Origin of the sequence: Pseudomonas sp. FEMGT703P (assembly GCF_002786345.1) — a bacterium.
GTDB lineage: Bacteria > Pseudomonadota > Gammaproteobacteria > Pseudomonadales > Pseudomonadaceae > Aquipseudomonas > Aquipseudomonas peli.
Genome location: NZ_PGCM01000003.1, coordinates 333196 through 355570, shown reverse-complemented (window position 1 = coordinate 355570; position 22375 = coordinate 333196). Strand labels below are relative to the sequence as shown.

The 22375-nt window shown below is 60.2% G+C and carries 18 protein-coding genes and 1 tRNA gene; 14 read left to right on the top strand and 5 right to left on the bottom strand.

Features of this window, described 5'->3' with window-relative positions:
- Nucleotides 1-3: 3 nt before the first annotated feature.
- From apaG to CUR33_RS02505, 8 genes are all read left to right on the top strand, one after another.
- Complete coding sequence (gene apaG / locus CUR33_RS02540) at nt 4-384, top strand: Co2+/Mg2+ efflux protein ApaG (protein WP_090256071.1); 381 nt, start codon at nt 4-6, stop codon at nt 382-384.
- Complete coding sequence (locus tag CUR33_RS02535) at nt 384-1205, top strand: symmetrical bis(5'-nucleosyl)-tetraphosphatase (protein ID WP_289238597.1); 822 nt, start codon at nt 384-386, stop codon at nt 1203-1205. Before apaG ends, CUR33_RS02535 begins: the two co-directional genes overlap by 1 nt.
- Nucleotides 1202-1531 (top strand): thiosulfate sulfurtransferase GlpE, encoded by a 330-nt coding sequence (gene glpE, locus CUR33_RS02530; protein ID WP_090256069.1) that lies wholly within the window; start codon nt 1202-1204, stop codon nt 1529-1531. Before CUR33_RS02535 ends, glpE begins: the two co-directional genes overlap by 4 nt.
- Before the next feature lie 275 nt (nt 1532-1806).
- On the top strand, nt 1807-3729 hold the full coding sequence (locus CUR33_RS02525) for a PrkA family serine protein kinase (protein ID WP_160089444.1): 1923 nt from the start codon (nt 1807-1809) through the stop codon (nt 3727-3729).
- A gap of 96 nt (nt 3730-3825) precedes the next feature.
- Nucleotides 3826-5097: a YeaH/YhbH family protein gene (locus tag CUR33_RS02520; RefSeq protein WP_160089446.1), complete on the top strand. Its 1272-nt coding sequence runs from the start codon at nt 3826-3828 to the stop codon at nt 5095-5097.
- The gene (locus tag CUR33_RS02515; RefSeq protein WP_289238596.1) at nt 5094-6662 is read left to right on the top strand and encodes a SpoVR family protein; all 1569 of its coding nucleotides are present in this window, start codon (nt 5094-5096) and stop codon (nt 6660-6662) included. The genes CUR33_RS02520 and CUR33_RS02515 overlap by 4 nt, the downstream gene beginning before the upstream one ends.
- Before the next feature lie 62 nt (nt 6663-6724).
- Nucleotides 6725-7237: a hypothetical protein gene (locus tag CUR33_RS02510; protein WP_289238595.1), complete on the top strand. Its 513-nt coding sequence runs from the start codon at nt 6725-6727 to the stop codon at nt 7235-7237.
- Nucleotides 7238-7340: 103 nt separating this feature from the next.
- Nucleotides 7341-8585, top strand: a complete 1245-nt coding sequence (locus tag CUR33_RS02505; RefSeq protein ID WP_289238632.1) for a multifunctional CCA addition/repair protein — start codon at nt 7341-7343, stop codon at nt 8583-8585.
- Here CUR33_RS02505 and folK read toward each other — a convergent pair.
- Together folK and folB are read right to left on the bottom strand one after the other, a co-directional pair.
- The gene (gene folK / locus CUR33_RS02500) at nt 8582-9118 is read right to left on the bottom strand and encodes a 2-amino-4-hydroxy-6-hydroxymethyldihydropteridine diphosphokinase (RefSeq protein ID WP_289238594.1); all 537 of its coding nucleotides are present in this window, start codon (nt 9116-9118) and stop codon (nt 8582-8584) included. The genes CUR33_RS02505 and folK overlap by 4 nt on opposite strands.
- The gene (gene folB / locus CUR33_RS02495) at nt 9109-9465 is read right to left on the bottom strand and encodes a dihydroneopterin aldolase (RefSeq protein ID WP_090256062.1); all 357 of its coding nucleotides are present in this window, start codon (nt 9463-9465) and stop codon (nt 9109-9111) included. The genes folK and folB overlap by 10 nt, the downstream gene beginning before the upstream one ends.
- Nucleotides 9466-9539: 74 nt before the next feature.
- On the opposite strand from folB, the gene plsY reads away from it, so the two are divergent.
- On the top strand, nt 9540-10109 hold the full coding sequence (gene plsY / locus CUR33_RS02490) for a glycerol-3-phosphate 1-O-acyltransferase PlsY (protein WP_170050348.1): 570 nt from the start codon (nt 9540-9542) through the stop codon (nt 10107-10109).
- Between the two features lie 24 nt (nt 10110-10133).
- Here plsY and tsaD read toward each other — a convergent pair whose 3' ends face one another.
- On the bottom strand, nt 10134-11159 hold the full coding sequence (tsaD, locus tag CUR33_RS02485) for a tRNA (adenosine(37)-N6)-threonylcarbamoyltransferase complex transferase subunit TsaD (RefSeq protein ID WP_289238593.1): 1026 nt from the start codon (nt 11157-11159) through the stop codon (nt 10134-10136).
- Nucleotides 11160-11363: 204 nt separating this feature from the next.
- Between tsaD and rpsU the strand changes: the two genes are divergently transcribed.
- From rpsU to CUR33_RS02460, 5 genes are all read left to right on the top strand, one after another.
- On the top strand, nt 11364-11579 hold the full coding sequence (gene rpsU / locus CUR33_RS02480; RefSeq protein WP_003296736.1) for a 30S ribosomal protein S21: 216 nt from the start codon (nt 11364-11366) through the stop codon (nt 11577-11579).
- A gap of 139 nt (nt 11580-11718) precedes the next feature.
- A complete protein-coding gene (gene dnaG / locus CUR33_RS02475; protein ID WP_090256059.1) occupies nt 11719-13695 on the top strand; it encodes a DNA primase in 1977 nt (658 codons plus the stop codon).
- A 67-nt stretch (nt 13696-13762) separates the two neighbouring features.
- On the top strand, nt 13763-15607 hold the full coding sequence (gene rpoD / locus CUR33_RS02470) for an RNA polymerase sigma factor RpoD (RefSeq protein ID WP_090256058.1): 1845 nt from the start codon (nt 13763-13765) through the stop codon (nt 15605-15607).
- Nucleotides 15608-15712: 105 nt separating this feature from the next.
- A complete protein-coding gene (locus CUR33_RS02465; protein WP_289238592.1) occupies nt 15713-19447 on the top strand; it encodes a bifunctional diguanylate cyclase/phosphodiesterase in 3735 nt (1244 codons plus the stop codon).
- 15 nt (nt 19448-19462) lie between these two features.
- A tRNA-Ile gene (locus CUR33_RS02460) sits at nt 19463-19539 on the top strand.
- Between the two features lie 63 nt (nt 19540-19602).
- Here the strand turns inward: CUR33_RS02460 and CUR33_RS02455 are convergent.
- Complete coding sequence (locus CUR33_RS02455) at nt 19603-20964, bottom strand: putative bifunctional diguanylate cyclase/phosphodiesterase (protein ID WP_289238591.1); 1362 nt, start codon at nt 20962-20964, stop codon at nt 19603-19605.
- Nucleotides 20965-21099: 135 nt separating this feature from the next.
- Nucleotides 21100-22179 carry a GGDEF domain-containing protein gene (locus tag CUR33_RS02450; protein ID WP_289238590.1) on the bottom strand — a complete coding sequence of 360 codons (1080 nt, stop codon included), beginning with the start codon at nt 22177-22179 and terminating at the stop codon, nt 21100-21102.
- Nucleotides 22180-22375: the final 196 nt, after the last annotated feature.

Genomic DNA, 22375 nt, shown 5'->3' with positions numbered 1-22375 from the left:
CGCATGAGCGATTCGCGTTACAACATCGACGTCAGCGTCGTCACGCGCTACCTGCCGGAGCAATCCCAGCCGGAGCAGAACCGTTTTGCGTTCGCCTACACCGTCACGGTGAGCAACAAGGGTGAACTGCCGGCCAAACTGCTCTCGCGCCACTGGGTGATCACCGACGGTGACGGCCGTGTGCAGGAAGTGCGTGGCGCCGGCGTCATCGGCCAACAGCCGCTGATCGAGGCAGGCGCCAGCCACACCTACAGCAGCGGCACGGTGATGGCCACCCGCGTCGGAATCATGCAGGGCAGTTATCAGATGCTCGCCGAAGACGGTAAACGCTTTGACGCACTGATCGCGCCCTTCCGTCTTGCGGTGCCGGGCTCGCTGCACTGATGGCCACCTACGCTGTCGGCGACCTGCAAGGCTGCCTGAAACCGTTGCAATGCCTGCTTGAACGCGTGGCCTTTGATCCAGCGAAGGACAAGCTATGGCTGGTCGGTGATCTGGTTAACCGCGGCCCTGAATCCCTGGCAACGCTGCGTTTCCTCTACAGCATCCGCGATGCATTGACCTGCGTATTGGGTAACCACGACCTGCACTTGCTGGCCGTAGCGCACAATATCGAGCGACTGAAGAGAGGCGATACCCTGCGCGAAATCATCGACGCGCCGGATGCGGCTGACCTGCTCGACTGGCTGCGCCGGCAGAAAATCCTGCATTACGATGAAGCCCGCGATACCGCCCTGGTGCACGCGGGTATCCCGCCGCAGTGGAACATGGACAAAGCCCTCCGCCGCGCGGCCGAAGTGGAAGAAGCCCTGCGTGATGACGCGCGCCTGCCGCTGTTTCTCGACGGCATGTACGGCAACGAACCGGCCAAGTGGGACGGCGACCTGCATGGCGTTACGCGCCTGCGGGTCATCACCAACTACTTCACCCGCATGCGCTTCTGTAAAGCCGACGGCACCCTCGACCTGAAAAGCAAGGAAGGCGTCGGCTCAGCACCACCGGGCTACGCCCCCTGGTTCAGCTACAAACAGCGCAAGACCCGTGGCCAACGGATCATCTTCGGCCACTGGGCAGCGCTCGAAGGGCAATCCACCGAACCCGACGTGATCGCGCTGGATACCGGCTGCGTATGGGGCGCGAGCATGACCCTGATGAATATCGATAGCGGCGAAAAATACAGCTGCGACTGTAAGGAGCAAGCATGAGCGAATTCAAACGCATCCCCCCAGAGCAGGCTCAGGCCCTGCGCCAGCAAGGCGCCGTAGTGGTCGACATCCGTGACCCGCAGAGCTTCGCCGCCGGCCACATCAGCGGCTCGCAACACCTCGACAACCACTCGCTGCATGCCTTTATCACTCAGGCTGATCTCGATGCGCCGCTGATCGTCACCTGCTACCACGGCAACTCCAGCCAAAGCGCCGCGGCCTATCTGGTCGGCCAAGGCTTCAGTGATGTCTACAGCCTCGATGGTGGTTTCGAGCTGTGGCGTGCGACCTTCCCAAGCGACACCGCACAAGCCGCCGAAGAATAATTTTTTTCACCGCACAGGCCGCACCAGCAGCGGCCTGCCGGCCTCCACTGACCAACGGTAATATCCTGTTATCGTTCCCCGCCACTTGACCCCGCCGATTCCGAACTATCCTTTAGCCCAGGCCATCCAAAACAAGGTAGAGCCGGCCAAACGGCATCGGACCATCGGTATGACTATTTGGTGTTCTGGGGGTTTTACCCGGCTGCATCCGCACCGGAGCTGCCAAGCACCTGACCGACCCCGCACCGGCTCTGCGCATCGAGCGAGGTGAAGTCATGAGCATTTTCAGCCACTTCCAACAACGTTTCGAAGCGACTCGCCAGGAGGAGTTCACCCTCCAGGAGTACCTCGAACTGTGCAAACAGGATCGCAGCGCCTACGCCTCGGCAGCAGAACGCCTGCTGCTGGCCATTGGCGAGCCTGAACTGCTCGACACCTCGACCGACCCCCGGCTGTCGCGCATCTTCTCCAACAAGGTGATCCGCCGTTACCCGGCTTTTGCTGACTTCCACGGCATGGAAGAGTGCATCGACCAGATCGTGTCCTACTTCCGTCACGCAGCCCAAGGCCTCGAAGAGAAGAAACAGATCCTCTACTTACTTGGCCCAGTGGGCGGCGGTAAATCCTCGCTGGCGGAGAAGCTCAAGCACCTCATCGAGAAAGTGCCGTTCTATGCGATCAAGGGCTCCCCGGTGTTCGAGTCACCGCTCGGCCTGTTCAGCGACGCCGAAGACGGCGCCATCCTCGAAGAGGACTACGGCATTCCCCGGCGCTACCTGAATAGCATCATGTCGCCCTGGGCTACCAAGCGCCTGCAGGAGTTTGGTGGCGATATCAGCCAGTTCCGCGTGGTCAAACTCTACCCCTCGATCCTTAACCAGATCGCCGTCGCCAAGACCGAACCAGGCGATGAGAACAACCAGGACATCTCCGCCCTGGTCGGCAAGGTGGACATCCGCAAACTTGAGGAATACCCACAGAACGACGCCGACGCCTACAGCTATTCAGGCGCACTGTGCCGGGCCAACCAGGGCCTGATGGAATTCGTCGAGATGTTCAAGGCACCGATCAAGGTGCTGCACCCACTGCTCACCGCCACTCAGGAAGGCAACTACAACAGCACCGAAGGCCTCGGCGCGATTCCCTACAGCGGCATCCTGCTGGCGCACTCCAACGAATCGGAATGGCACAGTTTCCGCAACAACAAGAACAACGAGGCGTTTATTGACCGCATTTACATCGTCAAGGTGCCGTACTGCCTGCGCGTAAGTGACGAGATCAAAATCTACGACAAGCTGCTGTTCAACAGCTCCCTGGCCAAAGCTCACTGCGCACCGGACACGCTGAAGATGCTCGCGCAGTTCTCCACCCTCAGCCGCTTGAAGGAGCCGGAAAACTCCAACGTCTATTCGAAGATGCGCGTCTACGACGGCGAAAACCTCAAGGACACCGACCCCAAGGCCAAGTCGATTCAGGAGTACCGCGATACGGCGGGCGTGGATGAGGGGATGAACGGTCTGTCCACCCGCTTCGCCTTCAAGATCCTGTCCAAGGTGTTCAACTTCGACCCCCATGAAGTGGCCGCCAACCCGGTGCATCTGCTCTATGTGCTGGAGCAGCAGATCGAGCAGGAACAGTTTCCGGCAGAAACGCGTGAGCGCTACCTGCGCTTTATCAAGGAGTACCTGGCGCCGCGCTACATCGAGTTTATCGGCAAGGAAATCCAAACGGCCTACCTGGAGTCCTACAGCGAGTACGGGCAAAACATCTTCGACCGCTACGTGCTGTACGCCGATTTCTGGATTCAGGATCAGGAATACCGCGATCCGGAAACCGGCGAGATTCTCAACCGTGTAGCCCTCAATGAAGAGCTGGAAAAGATCGAAAAACCGGCCGGTATCAGCAACCCGAAGGATTTCCGCAACGAGATCGTCAACTTCGTGCTGCGCGCCCGTGCCAACAACAATGGCAAGAACCCGACTTGGCTGAGCTACGAAAAACTGCGCGTGGTGATCGAGAAAAAGATGTTTTCCAACACCGAGGACCTGCTGCCGGTCATCAGCTTCAACGCCAAAGCAAGCAAGGAGGATCAACAGAAGCACAACGACTTCGTCACCCGCATGGTCGAGCGCGGTTACACCGACAAGCAGGTACGCCTGCTCTCCGAGTGGTATCTGCGGGTTCGTAAATCGCAATAGAGCGGCCTGACGCAACAGACCACGCAGCAGCGCAGCGCGCGGCACAGTGCCCTGCCCGCGTTTGCGCCTGATGCCTGCAGTGCACGGAGGGCAGTTATGAGCCATGTGATCGACCGACGCCTGAACGGTAAGAACAAGAGCACGGTGAACCGCCAGCGCTTCCTGCGGCGTTACCGTGACCACATCAAGAAGGCCGTGGAAGAGGCGGTCAGCCGCCGCTCCATCACTGATATGGAGCACGGTGAGCAGATCAGCATTCCCGGCCGCGATATCGACGAGCCGGTGCTGCACCATGGTCGCGGCGGCCGCCAGACCACCGTGCACCCGGGCAACCGTGAATTCACCACCGGCGAGAAGATTGCCCGCCCGCAAGGTGGAGGCAGCGGTCAGGGCGCCGGCAAAGCAAGCAACTCGGGCGAAGGCATGGATGAGTTCGTCTTCCAGATCACCCAGGAAGAATTCCTCGATTTCATGTTCGAGGACCTGGAACTGCCCAATCTGATCAAGCGTCATCTGACCGGCACCGACACCTTCAAGAGCGTACGCGCCGGCATCAGCAATGAAGGCAACCCCTCACGCATCAATATCGTGCGCACCCTGCGCTCGGCCCACGCGCGGCGCATTGCCCTGTCCGGCAGCAGCCGCAACAAACTCAAGAGTGCTCAGGCCGAACTGGAACGCCTGAAGCTGGAGCAGCCGGATAACCTCGGCGATATCCACGCACTTGAAGAAGAAGTCAGCAAACTGCGCGCGCGGATCAAGCGAATTCCTTTCCTCGATACCTTCGACCTCAAGTACAACCTGCTGGTCAAACAGCCCAACCCCAGTTCCAAGGCGGTGATGTTCTGCCTGATGGACGTCTCCGGCTCCATGACCCAGTCGACCAAGGACATCGCCAAGCGCTTCTTTATCCTGCTGTACCTGTTCCTCAAGCGGAACTACGACAAGATCGAGGTGGTGTTTATCCGCCACCACACCAGTGCCAAAGAGGTCGACGAGGAAGAGTTTTTCTATTCACGGGAAACCGGCGGCACCATCGTTTCCAGCGCGCTGAAACTGATGCAGGAGATCATGGTCGAGCGCTACCCGATCAACGAATGGAATATCTACGCCGCCCAGGCGTCGGATGGTGACAACTGGAATGATGACTCGCCGATCTGCAGGGACATATTGATCAACCAGATTATGCCGTTCGTGCAGTACTTCACTTACGTAGAGATCACCCCGCGCGAGCATCAGGCGCTGTGGTTTGAGTATGAGCACGTGAGTGAGGCATTCGCCGACACCTTTGCCCAGCAGCAGCTGGTGGCGGCCGGTGACATTTACCCGGTATTCCGCGACCTGTTCCAGCGGAGGCTAGCCACATGAGCACGAGCAAAGACAAGCACCGCCAGCCGATCTCCACGGGTTCGGAGTGGACCTTCGAGCTGATCCGCCAGTACGACCGCGAAATCGGCCGCATCGCCGAACGCTATGCGCTGGACACCTACCCCAATCAAATCGAAGTGATCACCGCCGAGCAGATGATGGACGCCTACGCCTCGGTCGGCATGCCGCTGGGTTACCACCACTGGTCCTATGGCAAGCACTTCCTCAGCACCGAAAAGGGCTACAAGCGCGGGCAGATGGGTTTGGCCTACGAGATCGTGATCAACTCCGACCCGTGCATCGCCTACCTGATGGAAGAAAACACCATCTGCATGCAGGCCCTGGTGATCGCCCATGCCTGCTACGGCCACAACAGCTTCTTCAAGGGCAACTACCTGTTCCGCACCTGGACCGATGCTAGCTCGATCATCGACTACCTGGTGTTCGCCAAGCAGTACATCATGCAGTGCGAAGAGCGCCACGGCATCGACGCGGTGGAAGACCTGCTCGACTCCTGCCACGCGCTGATGAACTACGGCGTCGACCGCTACAAACGCCCCTACCCGATTTCCGCCGAGGAAGAACGGCGGCGCATGAAGGACCGTGAAGAACACCTGCAGAAGCAGATCAACGACCTCTGGCGGACCATTCCGAAAAGCGCCAGCAAAGGCGACGGCAAAGACAACAAACGCTTCCCTGCCGAGCCACAGGAAAACATCCTCTACTTCTTGGAAAAACACGCCCCGCTGCTCGAGCCCTGGCAGCGCGAGATTATTCGCATCGTGCGCAAGATTGCCCAGTACTTCTACCCACAGCGCCAAACGCAGGTGATGAACGAAGGCTGGGCCACCTTCTGGCACTACACCCTGATGAACGACCTGTACGACGAGGGCCTGGTCACCGAAGGCTTTATGATGGAGTTCCTGCAGTCGCACACCAGCGTGGTCTATCAGCCGCCATTCGACAGCCCCTATTACAGCGGCATCAACCCCTATGCGCTGGGCTTTGCCATGTACCGCGATATTCGCCGCATCTGCGAAGCGCCTACCGAGGAAGATCGCCGCTGGTTCCCCGACATTGCCGGCAGCGACTGGCTCACGACCCTAAAATTCGCCATGAACAGTTTCAAGGACGAGAGCTTTATCCTGCAGTACCTGTCACCCAAAGTGATCCGTGACCTCAAGCTGTTTAGCATTCTTGATGACGACCAGAAAGACGAGCTGGTTGTGCCCGCGATTCATGACGAGCCCGGCTACCAGCAGATTCGGGAAACCTTGGCCGCGCAATACAACCTGGGCAACCGCGAACCCAATGTACAGATCTGGAGTATCGACCGCCGCGGCGACCGCTCGCTGACCCTGCGCCACCAGCAACATGATCGCAAACCGCTGGGCAACTCCACCGAGGAAGTGCTGAAACACCTGCACCGCCTGTGGGGTTTCAATATCCACCTGGAGATGTACCAAGGAGAACAACTGATCGGCACCCAGCATGTACCGCCCAAGCATGAAACCGAACATGACAGCGACTACCCGCGCCTCGACCTGATGATCCCGCCCATTTGATCGGTTGCGCGCCCACGATGCCAAGCACCAGCATGCGCAGCAGACCAACCGGGAATCTGCTGATGCGCCTGTTTATCGTATTACTGCTGTGCCTGGCACTGGCCACCTGCAGCAGCCAGCTGCCGCGCGCCCAGGTACTGTCACCCGCCAGCGCCGAACTGACCGGCAGACACAGCTTCAGCCTGATCGCCGCCGAACAGGCCGTAGACGGCGATGTGCCCTTTTCCGAGCGCTATACACAGCTTGAACAGTTATTGCGCGAGGGCTTGAGCGCCCGTGGTTACCGGGCTAACCCGCAGGCAGAGATTCAGGTGTATTACTGGCTGGCAGTGCAGGACAGCCCACTGGACTTCAAGGTCGAGGCCGCCCCACCTACCCCGCTTGGCCCCTACCAGGCGATCCACCGCCTGCGCGATGAAACCGGCACCTTGCGCGTCCGCCTGACCACTCCGGCGCAGCACATCCTCTGGGAAGGCTTGGTCAATACCGGCCTGAGCCCCGCCAAAGACAGCGCTGAACTGCTCGAACGCGCCACCCAAGCACTCTTGCAGCAAATCCCCCTAGCCAGCCCGTAGTCCGGATGCAATCCGGGAATACGCTGAACCACTCAGAACTGCATCCAGGCTACCCCTCGTCAGTGGCCAGCCGCTATCCTCCGCACTTAGCGGAGGAACCATGATGCAGATTTACAAAGTCGGCGGCGCAGTACGTGATCGCCTGTTGGGTCGTGAAGTCAGCGAGATCGACTGGGTCGTCGTCGGCGCCAACGCCGAACAGATGCTTGAGTTGGGCTATCGCCCAGTGGGCGCGGACTTTCCGGTATTTCTGCACCCGCAGACCAGCGAGGAATACGCCCTGGCCCGCACCGAGCGCAAAAGTGGGCGCGGCTACGGCGGTTTCACCTTCTTCGCCAGCCCGGAAGTGACCCTGGAGGAAGATCTGATCCGCCGCGACCTGACCGTCAACGCCATGGCCGAGGACGATCACGGCACGCTGATCGACCCCTACGGCGGTCAGCGCGATCTCGACGCCCGACTGCTGCGCCATGTATCCCCGGCCTTCGCCGAAGATCCGCTGCGCGTGCTGCGCGTCGCCCGCTTTGCCGCCCGTTACGCACCACTGGGTTTCAGCGTAGCGCCTGAAACCCTGGTGCTAATGCGCGAACTGAGCGAGTCCGGCGAACTCAACGCGCTGACACCGGAGCGCAGCTGGAAAGAAATCTCCCGCGCCCTGATGGAGCCGCGCCCGGATGTATTTATCCAGGTGCTGCGCGACTGCGGCGCTCTGCGAGAACTGCTGCCCGAGGTCGACGCGCTGTTCGGTGTGCCACAACCCGCCGCCCATCATCCGGAGATCGACACCGGCGAGCATGTACTCAGTGTGCTGCGCCAGTGCGCCGAGCACCAGCAGCCGCTGACCGTACGCTGGGCCTGCCTGCTGCACGATGTCGGCAAAGGTCTGACGCCGGAGGCCGAATGGCCCCGACATATAGCCCATGAACACACCGGACTGAAGCTGATCCGCGCGATCAACCAGCGCTGCAAGGCGCCCAAGGATTGCCAGGAACTGGCTTTGCAGGTCGGCGAATTCCACACCCACGGCCACCGCGCTCTGGAGCTGAAGGCTTCGACCCTGCTCAAACTGCTGCAAGGCTTCGACGTATTCCGCCGCCCTCAACGCTTCGAAGAATTTATCGCGGCCTGTGAAATGGACGCCCGCGGCCGCCTCGGCCTTGAACAACGCGCCTACCCGCAGGCTGACTACCTGCGGGCCGCCATGCACGCCGCCCGTGCAGTGGCCGTGCAACCCCTACTGGCGCAAGGTTTGAAAGGCGCCGAGTTAGGTGAAGCGCTCAACAAAGAGCGCCTGAAGGCACTGACAACATTCAAAGCTGCCGCTTCCGCCAGCCCCACTCCGGACTAAGAAGCCGGGTAAGCGGCTATCAGTTCAGTCGGGGTGAGCGCTTGCTCACGCCAGCTGAATGCCACCGGCCACAGCTGCTGGTCAATCTGCGCCGCATGCCAGAGTTCGGCAAAGCTGCGCTGCTGCGCCGGATGCAGAACATCCGGCACCAACAGGGCCAGGGGCCAAAGGACGAAAGCGTTCTTGAGGATTTCTGCACGCGGAAGGATCAAACCGTCGAAGTTGCCGACCCGGTCGCCATACAGCAGAACATCGATATCCAGCGGCAGTCCCTTGCGCTCAGGCGCATAGCGACCATTGTCGGCTTCGATAAACTTCAGCCGACGGTCCAGCTCACCTAACGGCAGGTCGCTATAGCCGGCCACCACCAGATTGAAAAACGGCCCGCTCTTGATGCCCACCGCCTGGCTTTCGAATACCGGCGAGCAGCGCATCTCACTGAGCAGACCATCAAGCGCATCGAGGCCTGCACACAGGTGTGCTTCGCGGCCGATATTGCTGCCCAGACCGAGTAGTACGGGAGTTAGCGACATCCGCGCTCGATCTCCACGCCCACCCCACCACTGGCCGCCGGTACAGCGCCGGGCTTGGTCAGCTTGAGCCGTACCCAGGGAATCTGGAACTCAGCCATCAGCAACTCGACCAACCGCTCGGCAAAGGTTTCCACCAGGATAAACTGCGACTCGCTGGCAAATGCCTGAATCCGCTGCGAAACCTTGGCGTAATCCAACGCCTTGTCCAGCTCGTCACCGGCAGCAGCGGGACGATTATCCCAGCCCAGGTACAGGTCCAGGCGCAAACACTGGCGAATGGTGCGTTCCCAGTCGTAGGCACCAATCACCGTATCGACTTCCAGGCCCTCGATAAAAACTGTGTCCAAGCACGCTCTCCGCGGCACGACAAGGCTGTCGCACCTAGTTAGAATCAGGGCTCCCTTGCCCCGGAATGGATACCATGTTTTGGCTGTTGGCGTCCTTCGCCTACCTGCTCGGCTCGTTGTCCTTCGCCATCCTGCTCAGCCGCCTAAGCGGCGGGCCGGACCCGCGCGCCAGCGGCTCGGGCAACCCCGGCGCCACCAACATGCTTCGGGTCGCCGGGAAACGCCTGGCTGTCCTCACGCTGATCGGCGACCTGCTCAAGGGCTTGCTGCCGGTGCTGATCGCCAGCCTGCTCAACTTCAATCTGCAACAACAAGCTTGGGTTGGCATGGCCGCCGTTGTCGGCCACCTGTACCCGCTGTACTTCAACTTCCGTGGCGGCAAAGGTGTCGCCACGGCCGCTGGCATGCTCTTGGGGCTTTACCCGCCAGCCGCTTTACTGGCCGTTGGCGCCTGGTTACTGACCTTTGTTCTGACTCGTACCAGCTCGCTGGCTGCACTGATCGCCACACCGCTGACCCTGCCGCTGCTGGCGTGGCAACAACCCGACGCCCTATTGCCGGTCTGCGCGCTGACCGGACTGATCGTCTGGCGCCACCGCAGCAATTTACGCGATCTGTTCGCCGGCCGTGAGCGGCATTTCTAAATCGAATGAACGAACCCAGCCGGCTTACAGCGCCGGCAGTTGCTCCATCGGCCAGCGTGCCTGCACCTTGATGCTCAAATCCTCATGCTGCCCCGCCAGTAAACGCTGGCAGCCGGCATAAGCGATCATCGCGCCGTTATCGGTGCAGAACGCTGGACGAGCGTAGAACACGCCGCCCTTCAGCTCAGCGAGCATCTTCTCCAGCGACTGCCGCAGCGCCTGGTTGGCACTCACGCCGCCGGCGATCACCAGGTTGTTCAACCCGGTTTGCTTGAGGGCCCGCTTGCATTTGATGGTGAGGGTGTCGACCACTGCCTGCTGGAACGCCAGGGCTATGTCGCAGCGAGTCTGCTCGGAGTTGTCGCCCGCCGCCTGACACTGCTGCCAGGTATTCAGGGTAAAGGTCTTCAGGCCGCTGAAGCTGAATTCCAGCCCCGGGCGGTCAGTCATTGGCCGAGGAAATTTGAAGCGCCCAGGCGTACCGCTCAGCGCCAGACGGGCAATCTCCGGACCACCGGGATACTGCAGCCCCATCAACTTGGCGGTCTTGTCGAATGCCTCGCCCGCCGCATCATCCAGAGACTCGCCGAGCAGCTGGTACTGACCGATACCATCGACCCGAACCAACTGGGTATGCCCGCCCGACACCAACAAAGCGACGAACGGAAAAGCCGGCGGCTGTTCTTCCAGCATCGGCGCCAGCAAATGGCCTTCCATATGGTGCACACCGAGCGCAGGAATATCCCAGGCGAACGCCAGTGCCTGGGCACAGGACGCTCCCACGAGGAGCGCACCGACCAGGCCGGGGCCGGCGGTGTAGGCGATGGCGTCGATGTCTGTCGCAACGCAACCGGCTTCGCTCAACACCTGACGGATCAACGGCAGCATTCGCTTGACGTGATCGCGCGAAGCCAGCTCCGGCACTACGCCGCCATATACACGGTGCAGATCAATCTGGCTGAAGAGCGCATCGGCCAGCAGGCCACGTTCGCTGTCGTAGAGCGCGACACCGGTTTCGTCGCAGGAGGTTTCCAATCCCAGAACCAGCATGGGCAGTGCCTTGTAGTAGTGTGTGCAACTTCGAAGGCGCGCATGATAATGGCCGCTGGCGCGAGCCGGCCAGCGCTTTTCGATCAGAGGCTTTGCATTCCTCGCGATGAGGCGGTAACATCCGCAACCCTTAAAAACCTACGTTCTCCAGCGCCATCTGCCAGGAGTAACGTTACCCCCGGTAATAAAGAAGGTAAGCCCTGGATGCCAGCCGTCAAAGTTAAAGAGAACGAACCCTTCGACGTAGCTCTGCGTCGTTTCAAGCGCTCCTGCGAAAAAGCCGGTGTTCTGGCTGAAGTTCGCAGCCGTGAATTCTACGAAAAGCCAACTTCCGAGCGTAAGCGTAAAGCAGCAGCCGCTGTTAAGCGTCACGCCAAGAAAGTGCAGCGCGAGCAGCGCCGCAGCGTTCGCCTGTACTAATCAGTACAAGCAACGCCTGACACCCGGCCTGGCCGGGTTTCGCTTTTAGACTCCGCGCCACCCTCGGGTGACGATCGGAGTCTTTTAGTTTTTGCCCCACCCTGTTCTGCCCCAGCGCATGACAGTATTCTGAGCGCCTATGGCCGGCCTGATCCCACAGTCTTTTATCGATGATCTGCTCAACCGCACCGACATCGTCGACGTGGTCGCCTCGCGCATCCAGCTGAAAAAAGCCGGCAAAAACTACACCGCCTGCTGCCCCTTCCATAAAGAAAAAACCCCCTCGTTCAGCGTCAGCCCGGACAAACAGTTCTATTACTGCTTTGGCTGCGGCGCCGGCGGCAACGCACTGGGTTTTATCATGGACCACGACCAACTGGACTTCCCCCAGGCAATCGAGGACCTGGCCAAGCGCGCCGGCATGGAAGTGCCTCGCGAGGAAGGCGGACGCAACAACAAACCGCGCCAACCCACCGACTCACCGCTTTACCCGCTGCTGACTGCTGCCGCCGAGTTCTACAAACAGGCACTGAAAAGTCATCCGCAGCGCAAAGCCGCGATTGAGTACCTCAAAGGCCGCGGCCTGTCCGGCGAGATCGCCCGCGACTTCGGCATGGGCTTCGCCCCGCCTGGTTGGGACAACCTGCTCAAACACCTGGCCAGCGACAGCCTGCAACAGAAGGCGATGATTGACGCCGGCCTGCTGGTGGAGAATGCCGAAAGCGGCAAACGTTATGACCGCTTCCGCGACCGCATCATGTTCCCGATCCGCGACAGCCGCGGCCGAGTGATTGCCTTCGGCGGCCGGGTGCTGGGTGACGAAAAACCGAAATACCTGAACTCCCCGGAAACCCCGGTATTCCACAAAGGCCAAGAGCTTTACGGCCTGTTCGAGGCACGTAAGCACAATCGCGACCTCGACGAGATTATGGTAGTCGAGGGGTATATGGACGTGATCGCCCTGGCCCAGCAAGGCCTGCGCAACGCCGTCGCCACGCTCGGTACCGCCACCAGCGAAGAACACCTCAAACGCCTGTTTCGCGTCGTGCCGAGCGTATTGTTCTGCTTCGACGGCGACGCAGCCGGCCGCAACGCCGCCTGGCGCGCCCTGGAGGCGACCTTGTCGAGCCTGCAGGACGGCCGCCGCGCGCGCTTTCTGTTTCTGCCCGACGGCGAAGACCCGGACACTCTGGTACGCAGCGAAGGCACTGACGCCTTCCGCGCACGGATCAACCAACACGCCCAACCGCTGGCCGACTACTTCTTCCAACAGCTGAGCGAAGAGGCCGATCCGCGCTCACTGGAAGGCAAGGCGCACCTGATGACCCTGGCCGCGCCACTGATCGACAAGATCCCCGGCAACAACCTGCGCGCCTTGATGCGCCAGCGCCTGAGCGAAATTACCGGCTTGTCCGGCGAAGCCCTGCAGCAGATGGCGCCAACCGCCCGCAGCAGCCAGTCGAGCCAGAGCAGCGCCCCATCCAGTGACTACCCGGATTACCCCGAAATTCCCGACAGCGCCTATTACGATGTCGAGCCAAGCCGCAACGAATACGAAAACCCCAGCCCTGCACCGGAATTTGAACGCAATAAAGGCAAGGGCAACTGGAAGAAAGACGGCGGCAAGTGGAGCAAGAAGGGCCAGGGTGAGTTCGCACCACGCGCACCACGCACTGCCGTCAGCGTCGAATCGCCGCACCTGAGCGCCCTGCGCACCCTGCTGCATCACCCGCAACTGGCGCAGAAGGTCGAAGATGTCAGCCACTTCGCCGCCGAAGACGACACTTACGCCCAACTGCTGGTCGCCTTGCTAGGCGCCCTGCAAAAGAGCCCCAACTTGCGCTCACTGCAACTGATCGCACGCTGGCACGGCACCGAACAGGGCCGCCTATTGCGCGCCTTGGCAGAAAAGGAATGGCTGATTTCAGCCGACAACCTTGAACAACAGTTTTTCGACACTATAACTAGTCTAGTAGCCCGCCAACGCGAGCGCAGCCTGGAACATTTGCTGCGCAAAGCCCGTCAAAGTGAGTTGAGCGCAGAAGAGAAAGACCAGCTGCGCAGCTTGCTGAGCCGTAATGCATCACCGGTAATCCCGAGCTCAACTGGCGCTTAGGGGTGTTACTCGGGTATAATCCGCGGCTTGTTTTTTGCCCGCCAAGACCTTCAGTGGATAGGGTGTTATGTCCGGAAAAGCGCAACAGCAGTCTCGTATCAAAGAGTTGATCACCCTGGGTCGTGAGCAGAAGTATCTGACTTACGCAGAGGTCAACGACCACCTACCGGAAGATATTTCTGATCCGGAGCAGGTGGAAGACATCATCCGCATGATTAACGACATGGGGATCCCCGTACACGAGAGTGCTCCGGATGCGGACGCCCTTATGTTGGCCGACGCCGATACCGACGAGGCAGCCGCTGAAGAAGCAGCTGCAGCGCTGGCAGCGGTGGAGACCGATATCGGCCGCACGACGGACCCAGTGCGCATGTACATGCGTGAAATGGGCACCGTGGAACTGCTGACCCGCGAAGGCGAGATCGAAATCGCCAAACGCATAGAGGAAGGCATCCGTGAAGTCATGGGCGCTATCGCCCATTTCCCCGGCACTGTCGACAGCATTCTGGCCGAGTACACCCGTGTCACCACCGATGGTGGTCGCCTGGTTGAAGTCCTCAGCGGCTATATCGATCCGGATGACGGCATTGTGCCCGCTGAAGCGGCTGCGCCTGTTCCAGTTAAAGACGGCGATGCCGCCGAAGAGACTGACGACGACGACGCCGAAGCCAGCGATGACGAGGAAGAAGAAGGCGATGGCGGCCCGGACCCTGAAGAGGCTCTGCGCCGTTTCACCGCGATCGGTGACGCCCTCGAACTCGCCAAGAAAGCCCTGAAAAAGCATGGCCGTAACAGCAAGCAAGGCACTGCCGCGCTGAAAGAAATGGCCGAGCTGTTCATGCCGATCAAGCTGGTACCTAAGCAGTACGACGCGCTGGTTGTCCGCGTACGCAGCTCCCTTGAGCGCCTGCGCGCTCAGGAACGCGCCATCATGCAACTCTGCGTGCGTGATGCACGTATGCCGCGCGCCGATTTCCTCAAGCTGTTCCCTGGCAATGAAATCGATGCCGAGTGGTCCGTTGGCCTGGCCAAAGGCAAGGCTAAATACGCCGAAGCCATTGGCAATGTGCAAGCTGACATCCAGCGCTGCCAGCAGAAGCTGACTGCACTGGAAGCCGAGTGCGAACTGACCCTGGCTGAAATCAAGGACATCAACCGTCGCATGTCGATCGGCGAGGCCAAGGCCCGTCGCGCGAAGAAAGAGATGGTTGAAGCGAACTTGCGCCTGGTGATCTCGATTGCCAAGAAGTACACCAACCGCGGCCTGCAGTTCCTCGACCTGATTCAGGAAGGCAACATCGGCCTGATGAAAGCGGTGGACAAGTTCGAATACCGTCGCGGTTACAAGTTCTCGACTTACGCCACCTGGTGGATTCGCCAGGCGATCACCCGCTCGATTGCTGACCAGGCGCGGACCATCCGCATCCCGGTGCACATGATCGAGACGATCAACAAGCTCAACCGTATTTCCCGGCAGATGTTGCAGGAAATGGGTCGTGAACCGACCCCGGAAGAGCTGGGTGAGCGCATGGAAATGCCTGAGGACAAGATCCGCAAGGTACTGAAGATCGCTAAAGAGCCGATCTCCATGGAAACCCCAATCGGTGATGACGAAGACTCTCATCTGGGTGATTTCATCGAAGACTCGACCATGCAGTCGCCAATCGATGTCGCCACCGTTGAGAGCCTTAAAGAAGCGACCCGCGAAGTACTCTCCGGCCTCACCGCGCGTGAAGCCAAAGTACTGCGTATGCGCTTCGGCATCGACATGAATACCGATCACACCCTTGAGGAAGTCGGTAAGCAGTTTGATGTAACCCGTGAGCGGATTCGTCAGATCGAAGCCAAGGCGCTACGCAAGCTGCGCCACCCGACGAGAAGCGAGCATCTGCGCTCCTTCCTCGACGAGTAACACCAAAACCCCCAGCCATGCTGGGGGTTTTGCATTCTGGGCAACTACCAAGGCTTGCCAGGCAGGTCTACACTTTTGCTTATTGCCCAGCGAACGAGCCCATCCATGCCGCGTGTTGCAGCCACCCTCCTGTTGTGTTTGGCATGCTGGGCTGCGCCCGTTCTCAGCCTTGAACTGACGTCCATAGAACAGGCCTGGCTAGCCGAAAACCCGCAACTGAGCCTGGGCGTGGACCGTGACTGGCCACCGTACGAGTTCATCGACGGTGACGAACAGTACCAGGGACTCGCCGCCGACTATGTTCGGCTGATCGAACAGCGCCTGCCGGTCACCCTGCGTCCGGCTCCCGCGCAGAACTGGAGCGAAGTGCTGGCCGATGCCCGAACCGGCAAGCTGCACCTGCTGCCCAGCCTGATGGCCACCCCCGAGCGCGAGCAGTATCTGACGTTCACACGCCCCTACCTCGACTTCCCGATTGTCATCCTGAGCCAGGAACAAGGTCCGCAACCCAGCAAAATCCGTGACCTACGAGGGCTGCGTGTGGCCGTGGTCGACAGTTACGCCACCCACGAACTGCTGCGCGACAAACACCCCGAGCTACGCCTCTGGCCGCGCCCCAGCGTAGCCGCTGCCTTACAAGCACTGGCCTCCGGACAGGCCGATGCCATGGTCGGTGACCTCGCCTCCAGCATCTGGCATATGCGCCAACTCAAGCTCGACGGTATTGTCATCAGCGGCCAAACCCCACTCCGCTATCAACTGGCCATGGCCGTCCCCAAGGATCAAGCCATCCTGGCCGGAATACTCGACAGACTTTTGGCCGAACTCACACCCAGTGAAATCGCCGAAATTCAGCAGCGCTGGGTGAGTGATCCACTCGACTCTCGACCATTCTGGCGCAGCCTACTGCTGTTTGGCCTTCCCGGCCTGCTGGCAGCCCTGCTGATCATCTTCAGCATCCTGCGCATCAACCATCGGTTGCGCAGTGAAATGCACAACCGCGAACAGCTGGAAAACGAACTGCGCAACAGCGAGCAGCATTACCGTGGCTTGGTGGAAAGCCTCAACGCAGTCGCCTGGCAGATGGACCCTAGCAACCTTCGCTACACCTACGTTGCCCCCCAGGCGGAAAAGCTCCTCGGCTACCCAGCGCACGCTTGGCTGCAACCTGGTTTTGTCGAGCGCGTCTTGCACCCCGACGATGCACGCTGCGCCATCGACTATTGCCGCAGCGAAACCCAAGCTGGACGCGACCACAGCATGGATTACCGCATGCTCGCTGCGGACGGCCGTGAAGTTTGGGTACGCGACATTGTCACGCTGTCACCCCTAGATGGCAGCCAGACGCTGCGTGGCCTACTGATCGACATCACGGAAACCAAACGCACCGAGCAGGCCCTGGCCCTCTCGGAGCAGAAGTTTGCCTCGGTCTTCCACAACTGCCCGGACATCATCGCCCTGCTCAATCAGCACGACGGCCGCCTGCTCGCCGTCAACAAAACCTTCGAACAACAGTTCGGCATCAGCGCCGCCGAGGCCATCGGCCATACAAGCTCGGAGCTCGATCTGTGGAGCGAGCAAGGCATCGGCCCGCGCATTCTGGACATGCTGCGCCAAGGCAACGTGCACAACATCGAGAGCGCCTTTCGCCGACGCAACGGCAGCCAGTTCACTGCACTCATCTCCGCGCAACAGGTCACCGTGGATGACACCACCACGCTGGTCGTGGCCGTACGCGACATCAGCGAACTGAAAGATACCCAACAGCGCCTGAAACTCTCCGAAGACAAATTCGCCAAGGCCTTCCATGCCTCACCAGATGGCCTGCTGATCACCCGCTTAAGTGATGGTCGATTGCTCGATGTCAACGAAGGCTTCAGCCGCATCACCGGCTACAGCATGAACGAGGCAACCGACAGCTCGACCCTGCAACTGGGCATTTGGGACAACCCGGATGACCGCACACGGATGTTCGAGCACGTGCAACAGCACGGATCGGTCCGCGACTTCCGCGCGCTTATTCGCACCCGCAACGGCTCGCTGCGCACTTGCGAGATGTCAGTGCAGCCGATTCCCATTGAAGGCGACACCTGCATGCTGACCATCGCGCGCGACATCACCGAGCGCGAGCAAATGCAGGAAAACCTCAAGCAGGCCGCTACGGTTTTCGAAAGCACGGCCGAAGGCGTGATGATCACCGACCTGCAGCAACGCATTACTGCGGTCAATCGCGCGTTCACCACCATTACCGGCTACAGCGAGGCCGAAGCCCTCGGCCAGTCGCCGCGCCTGCTCGCCTCCGGCAACCACGACAGCGCCTTCTACGCCGCCATGTGGCACAACCTCAGCGCCTCTGGGCATTGGCAGGGTGAAATCTGGAATAAACGCAAGAATGGTGAGCTCTTCCCCGAGTGGCTGACCATCAGCGCGGTACGTGACAGCAATGAGCACATCACCCACTTTGTCGGCGTCTTCGCCGACATCAGTTCACTCAAACATGCCCAGGCCAGCCTCGACCACCAGGCCCACCATGACCCGCTGACCGACCTGCCCAACCGCATGCTGTTCGAAGCGCGCCTACGCGCCGCCCTTGAAGATGCCCGCGTCGACAAACGCATGGGCGCAGTGCTGTTTATTGACCTCGACCGTTTCAAAAACATCAACGACAGCCTTGGCCACCCGGTCGGCGACCAACTGCTAAGGAGTATTGCCGAACGCTTGAAAACCCACCTGCGTGATATCGATACGGTGGCTCGCCTGGGCGGTGATGAATTCATCATCCTGCTGCCGGGCCTGCAGCACGCAGAGGACGCCGAGCGGGTCGCGCACAAGCTACTCGAGTGCTTCAGCCTGCCCTTCCGGTTCGACGAACAAGAGCTGTTTATTAGCGCCAGTATTGGCATCAGCCGCTACCCCGACGACGGAGAAGATGTCGCCACCCTGGTGAAAAATGCCGACGCCGCCATGTACCGCTCCAAGGCGCGCGGCCGCAACCGCGTGGAGCGCTACACCCGCGACCTGACCTTCCAGGCCACCGAACGCATGGCCCTTGAGCGCGAATTACGCCGTGCCATCGAACTGGAACAACTGCAGCTTTACTACCAGCCTAAACGTAGCCTGAGTACCAACCGCCTGATCGGCGCCGAAGCCCTGCTGCGCTGGCACCACCCGATCTTTGGTGAGATACCGCCGGACCGCTTTATACCCCTGGCCGAAGAAACCGGCCTGATCATCGCCCTCGGTGACTGGGTACTGCGCCGGGCCTGCTGGCAAATGCAGCAATGGCAACAACATCACGCACCGTTCGGCCCGCTGTCGGTCAACCTGACTGGCATTCAACTGCGCCAACCACACCTGCTGGCACGCATTTCTAGCCTGCTGGAAGACCACAACCTAGCCCCCGAACTGCTGCAACTGGAAATCACCGAAAGCTTCATCATGAACCAAGCCGAAGAAGCGCTGAACCTGCTGCATCAGCTGAAAAGCTTGGGCATCCAGCTGGCCATCGACGACTTCGGCACCGGCTACTCCTCGCTCAGCTACCTAAAGCGCTTGCCGGTCGACACCCTGAAAATCGACCAATCCTTCGTGCGCGGCCTGCCCAACGACAGCAATGACGTTGCCATCGTGCGCGCCATCATGGCACTGGGCCGTAGCATGCAACTGACCGTGATCGCCGAAGGAGTTGAAACCAAAGCCCAGGAACTGTTCCTAGCTGCCGAAGGGTGCGAGCAAATCCAAGGTTTCGTTGTAAGCCGCGCGATCCATGCGGACGCCTTCGCACAAAACTTCCTCACCCCGCGCCATTCGGTTGGCGCTGCAGAGAAGGCACCGGTATAATCCGCCCGCCTCTGAGGGCCCATAGCTCAGTTGGTTAGAGCAGAGGACTCATAATCCTTTGGTCCACGGTTCGAGTCCGTGTGGGCCCACCACCTTCAAAGCCGCGCATTGCGCGGCTTTTGCGTTTCTACCTGTATCGACTTCATATCTACTCTTCAACCATTTTGCCTCTCCACAAACGCAGTAAACGCTTTTAAGGGCAGCGGCTTGCTGAACAGGTAGCCCTGAAACTGCATGCAGCCGTTACTAAGCAAAACCTGCTGCTGCGCGTCGGTTTCGACACCTTCAGCAATCACGTTCATGCCCATGCTTTGTGCCAGGGCGATAACGGTGCGCACGATGGTTTGGCTGCTGGTGTCGGTGAGCAGGTCGCAGACGAATGAGCGGTCGATTTTCAGGGTGTTGAGGGGCAAGCGTTTGAGGTGGCTGAGGGAGGAGAAGCCGGTGCCGAAGTCATCCAGGGAGAAGCGCACGCCGCGCTCGACCAGGGCGTTCATCTTCCGCAGCAAGTCGTCGATGTCCTGCACGATCAGGGTTTCGGTCAGTTCCAGGTCGAGGTGGCGGGCGTCGATGGCGTGCTCGTCGATCAGCCGCAGCATGTCCGCCACAAAGTTGCTTTGGCGAAACTGCTTCTGGCTGATATTCACCGCCAAACCGATGTCGGCGTAGCGTGGGTCGTCCTTCCAACAGCGCAGCTGGCGAACGGCCTGCTCCAGCACCCATTGGCCGATGGGGATGATCATCCCGGTCTTTTCTGCATGGTCAATGAACTCGCCGGGGCCGAGTAAGCCGCGCACGGGGTGTTGCCAGCGGATCAACACTTCGGCGCCAATGACCTTGCCAGTGCTGTCGAGCTGAGGTTGGTAGTGCAGCACAAACTGCTGCTCGCGCAGTGCTACGTCGAGGTCGCTGTCGAGCATCGAGCGTTCAACGGTATCGCTTTGCAGAATGTGCAACAGCACAAACAGCATCAGCATGGCGGCAATGCCCTGCACCCAGGAGCCGCTGATCCGCACCTCATCCGGGAGGTGATAAGCCGTTGTCGGGCTCCAGGATGAAGAGGCCAGGGCGGTAAACAAACTCAGGCAGAGCAAGGCAACGCCATAGCGCAACCAGATCGGCTCATCGCGAAAAGCCATCAGCGCAGCGACGGCAATCGGCAGCAGGTACAGATGCGTGGCGCGCGGCGCGGCGGCGGTGTGCGGGTCCATCAACAGGGTGGTGCCAACGATCACCAAAATGATCACGCCGAACAGCAACATATTGGCCTGGCGCACCTGGTTGCGCATCGTCAGGGTAAACACACCCATGCCGCAAAGGATCATCGCCAGGTCCATCAAGGCAACCCCCCACTGCCCACGCAGGCTGAAGAAGATGCCCCAGAAGCTGCCCACCAGCAGCAAAACCAGGCTGGCAAGCATGCGCATACGGCGCTCACGGCGCTGCCCAATCAGGGTTAGATCGGGGGAGTACCAGAGTTTGATCACCTGCTTGAGAAAGGCAGACAAAACGGTCATTAAAAGTCCCTGTTTGACCCGTTACTTCGCCAAGGAAGCCGCTGGCGGGCATGCCGACGCAGCGATTAATCGATGGGCCGATCTGAGTGTAGACGGCGTAACAGAGGCGCTATGACCGATTACCATGCAGCGACGTTACTCGCCGGCATGCTCGGCACTGTGCCGACCAACCACGCAGTTACGGCCCTGCTCTTTACCGCGATACAGGCGCTGGTCGGCGCAGCGGTAAAGCTGCTCGGCGCTACTGCCATCGGCGGGCCACTCGGCAAGGCCGAAGGTGGCGGACAAGGGAATGTCCTGGCTGCCATAACGCATCGGTTGGCTACACAGTTGCGCACGCAGGTTTTCCACCAAGGGTTCGGCGCCGCGGCCATCGGTGTTGCGCAGCAGCAGGCCAAACTCTTCACCCCCCAGGCGACCCAGCGTATCGGTGGACCGCAGCCGATGGCTGAGGCTGTTGCAGATGTGCCGCAGCGCTTGATCGCCAGCATCGTGGCCGTACTGGTCATTCACCGCCTTGAAATAGTCGATATCCAATACCACCAGCACCAGCTTGGCCTGGCTGCGTTTCGCCTCGCTGATGCTCTGCTCCAGGGTTTGCTGGAAGCTGCCACGGCTGGCCACACCGGTCAGCGCATCGGTGCGCGCCATATGCTGCAACTTTTGGTAGGCAGTGGCGCGCCGGGCTTCGTAGAGGTAGACGAAGACCAGAATCATCACACCGCAAAACACGGCGTTACCCAGATCGATGAGGCTTTCGGCATCGCGCTGAACCGGGTAGGTGTACAGGTACAGCAGGCAAGCGCCGATCACAAAAGGCAGTGACAGCAAGCTGCCGCGCTTGAGACCAAGCAGAAGGTAGGACAGCACGGGAATGCTGTAGACCCAGACAAAGGCAGTTTTCGAGGCGTTGGGGATAACGATGATGTACAGCAGAAAGCTGAAGGTCGGCACCAGGTAAAGGTAGATCCAGGGCAATAGGTTGCGCACCCGGACAATCCGCCAGGCGCCCCACAGTAACGTTGCGGTGGCAACCAACTCGAAACTGGCGAACAGGTAGTTACCGGCCATAAATTGCAGCGCGCAGAACACTCCGAGGGTCAGCCCGGTACTGGCAAAGATCATACGGATCAACGAACGCTGACCGACGTCCTGCAAGTCGTCGACGGCGGCGTTGCTGTCACTGCCCGGTTTGGTTCGCGGTCGAAAAAACATGGCCCGACGCTGCATGGGTGGCGGTTTGATGGCTCACTGTGCCTCAACTGCCAGGGACTTGACCAGATAGGCAACGTGCGAACCGCCGATCACGGGCGGTTGACTTGCCCGCCAAAGCCCTTAAAGTGCCGCCCCATGCACACGCACATTTGCCCTATTTCCGCGTTTTATTACGCCCTGCCCCCTCTCACCAGGC

Bases quoted from the DNA above. Each gene is read 5' to 3' on its own strand.
- glpE (WP_090256069.1), top strand. From the start codon at position 1,202: ATGAGCGAATTCAAACGCATCCCCCCAGAGCAGGCTCAGGCCCTGCGC.
- CUR33_RS02520 (WP_160089446.1), top strand. From the start codon at position 3,826: ATGAGCCATGTGATCGACCGACGCCTGAACGGTAAGAACAAGAGCACG.
- CUR33_RS02515 (WP_289238596.1), top strand. From the start codon at position 5,094: ATGAGCACGAGCAAAGACAAGCACCGCCAGCCGATCTCCACGGGTTCG.
- CUR33_RS02510 (WP_289238595.1), top strand. From the start codon at position 6,725: ATGCGCCTGTTTATCGTATTACTGCTGTGCCTGGCACTGGCCACCTGC.
- CUR33_RS02455 (WP_289238591.1), bottom strand. From the start codon at position 20,964: ATGACCGTTTTGTCTGCCTTTCTCAAGCAGGTGATCAAACTCTGGTAC.
- CUR33_RS02525 (WP_160089444.1), top strand. From the start codon at position 1,807: ATGAGCATTTTCAGCCACTTCCAACAACGTTTCGAAGCGACTCGCCAG.
- CUR33_RS02450 (WP_289238590.1), bottom strand. From the start codon at position 22,179: ATGTTTTTTCGACCGCGAACCAAACCGGGCAGTGACAGCAACGCCGCC.
- CUR33_RS02465 (WP_289238592.1), top strand. From the start codon at position 15,713: ATGCCGCGTGTTGCAGCCACCCTCCTGTTGTGTTTGGCATGCTGGGCT.
- folK (WP_289238594.1), bottom strand. From the start codon at position 9,118: ATGTCGCTAACTCCCGTACTACTCGGTCTGGGCAGCAATATCGGCCGC.
- tsaD (WP_289238593.1), bottom strand. From the start codon at position 11,159: ATGCTGGTTCTGGGATTGGAAACCTCCTGCGACGAAACCGGTGTCGCG.
- apaG (WP_090256071.1), top strand. From the start codon at position 4: ATGAGCGATTCGCGTTACAACATCGACGTCAGCGTCGTCACGCGCTAC.
- plsY (WP_170050348.1), top strand. From the start codon at position 9,540: ATGTTTTGGCTGTTGGCGTCCTTCGCCTACCTGCTCGGCTCGTTGTCC.
- rpoD (WP_090256058.1), top strand. From the start codon at position 13,763: ATGTCCGGAAAAGCGCAACAGCAGTCTCGTATCAAAGAGTTGATCACC.
- CUR33_RS02535 (WP_289238597.1), top strand. From the start codon at position 384: ATGGCCACCTACGCTGTCGGCGACCTGCAAGGCTGCCTGAAACCGTTG.
- CUR33_RS02505 (WP_289238632.1), top strand. From the start codon at position 7,341: ATGCAGATTTACAAAGTCGGCGGCGCAGTACGTGATCGCCTGTTGGGT.
- rpsU (WP_003296736.1), top strand. From the start codon at position 11,364: ATGCCAGCCGTCAAAGTTAAAGAGAACGAACCCTTCGACGTAGCTCTG.
- dnaG (WP_090256059.1), top strand. From the start codon at position 11,719: ATGGCCGGCCTGATCCCACAGTCTTTTATCGATGATCTGCTCAACCGC.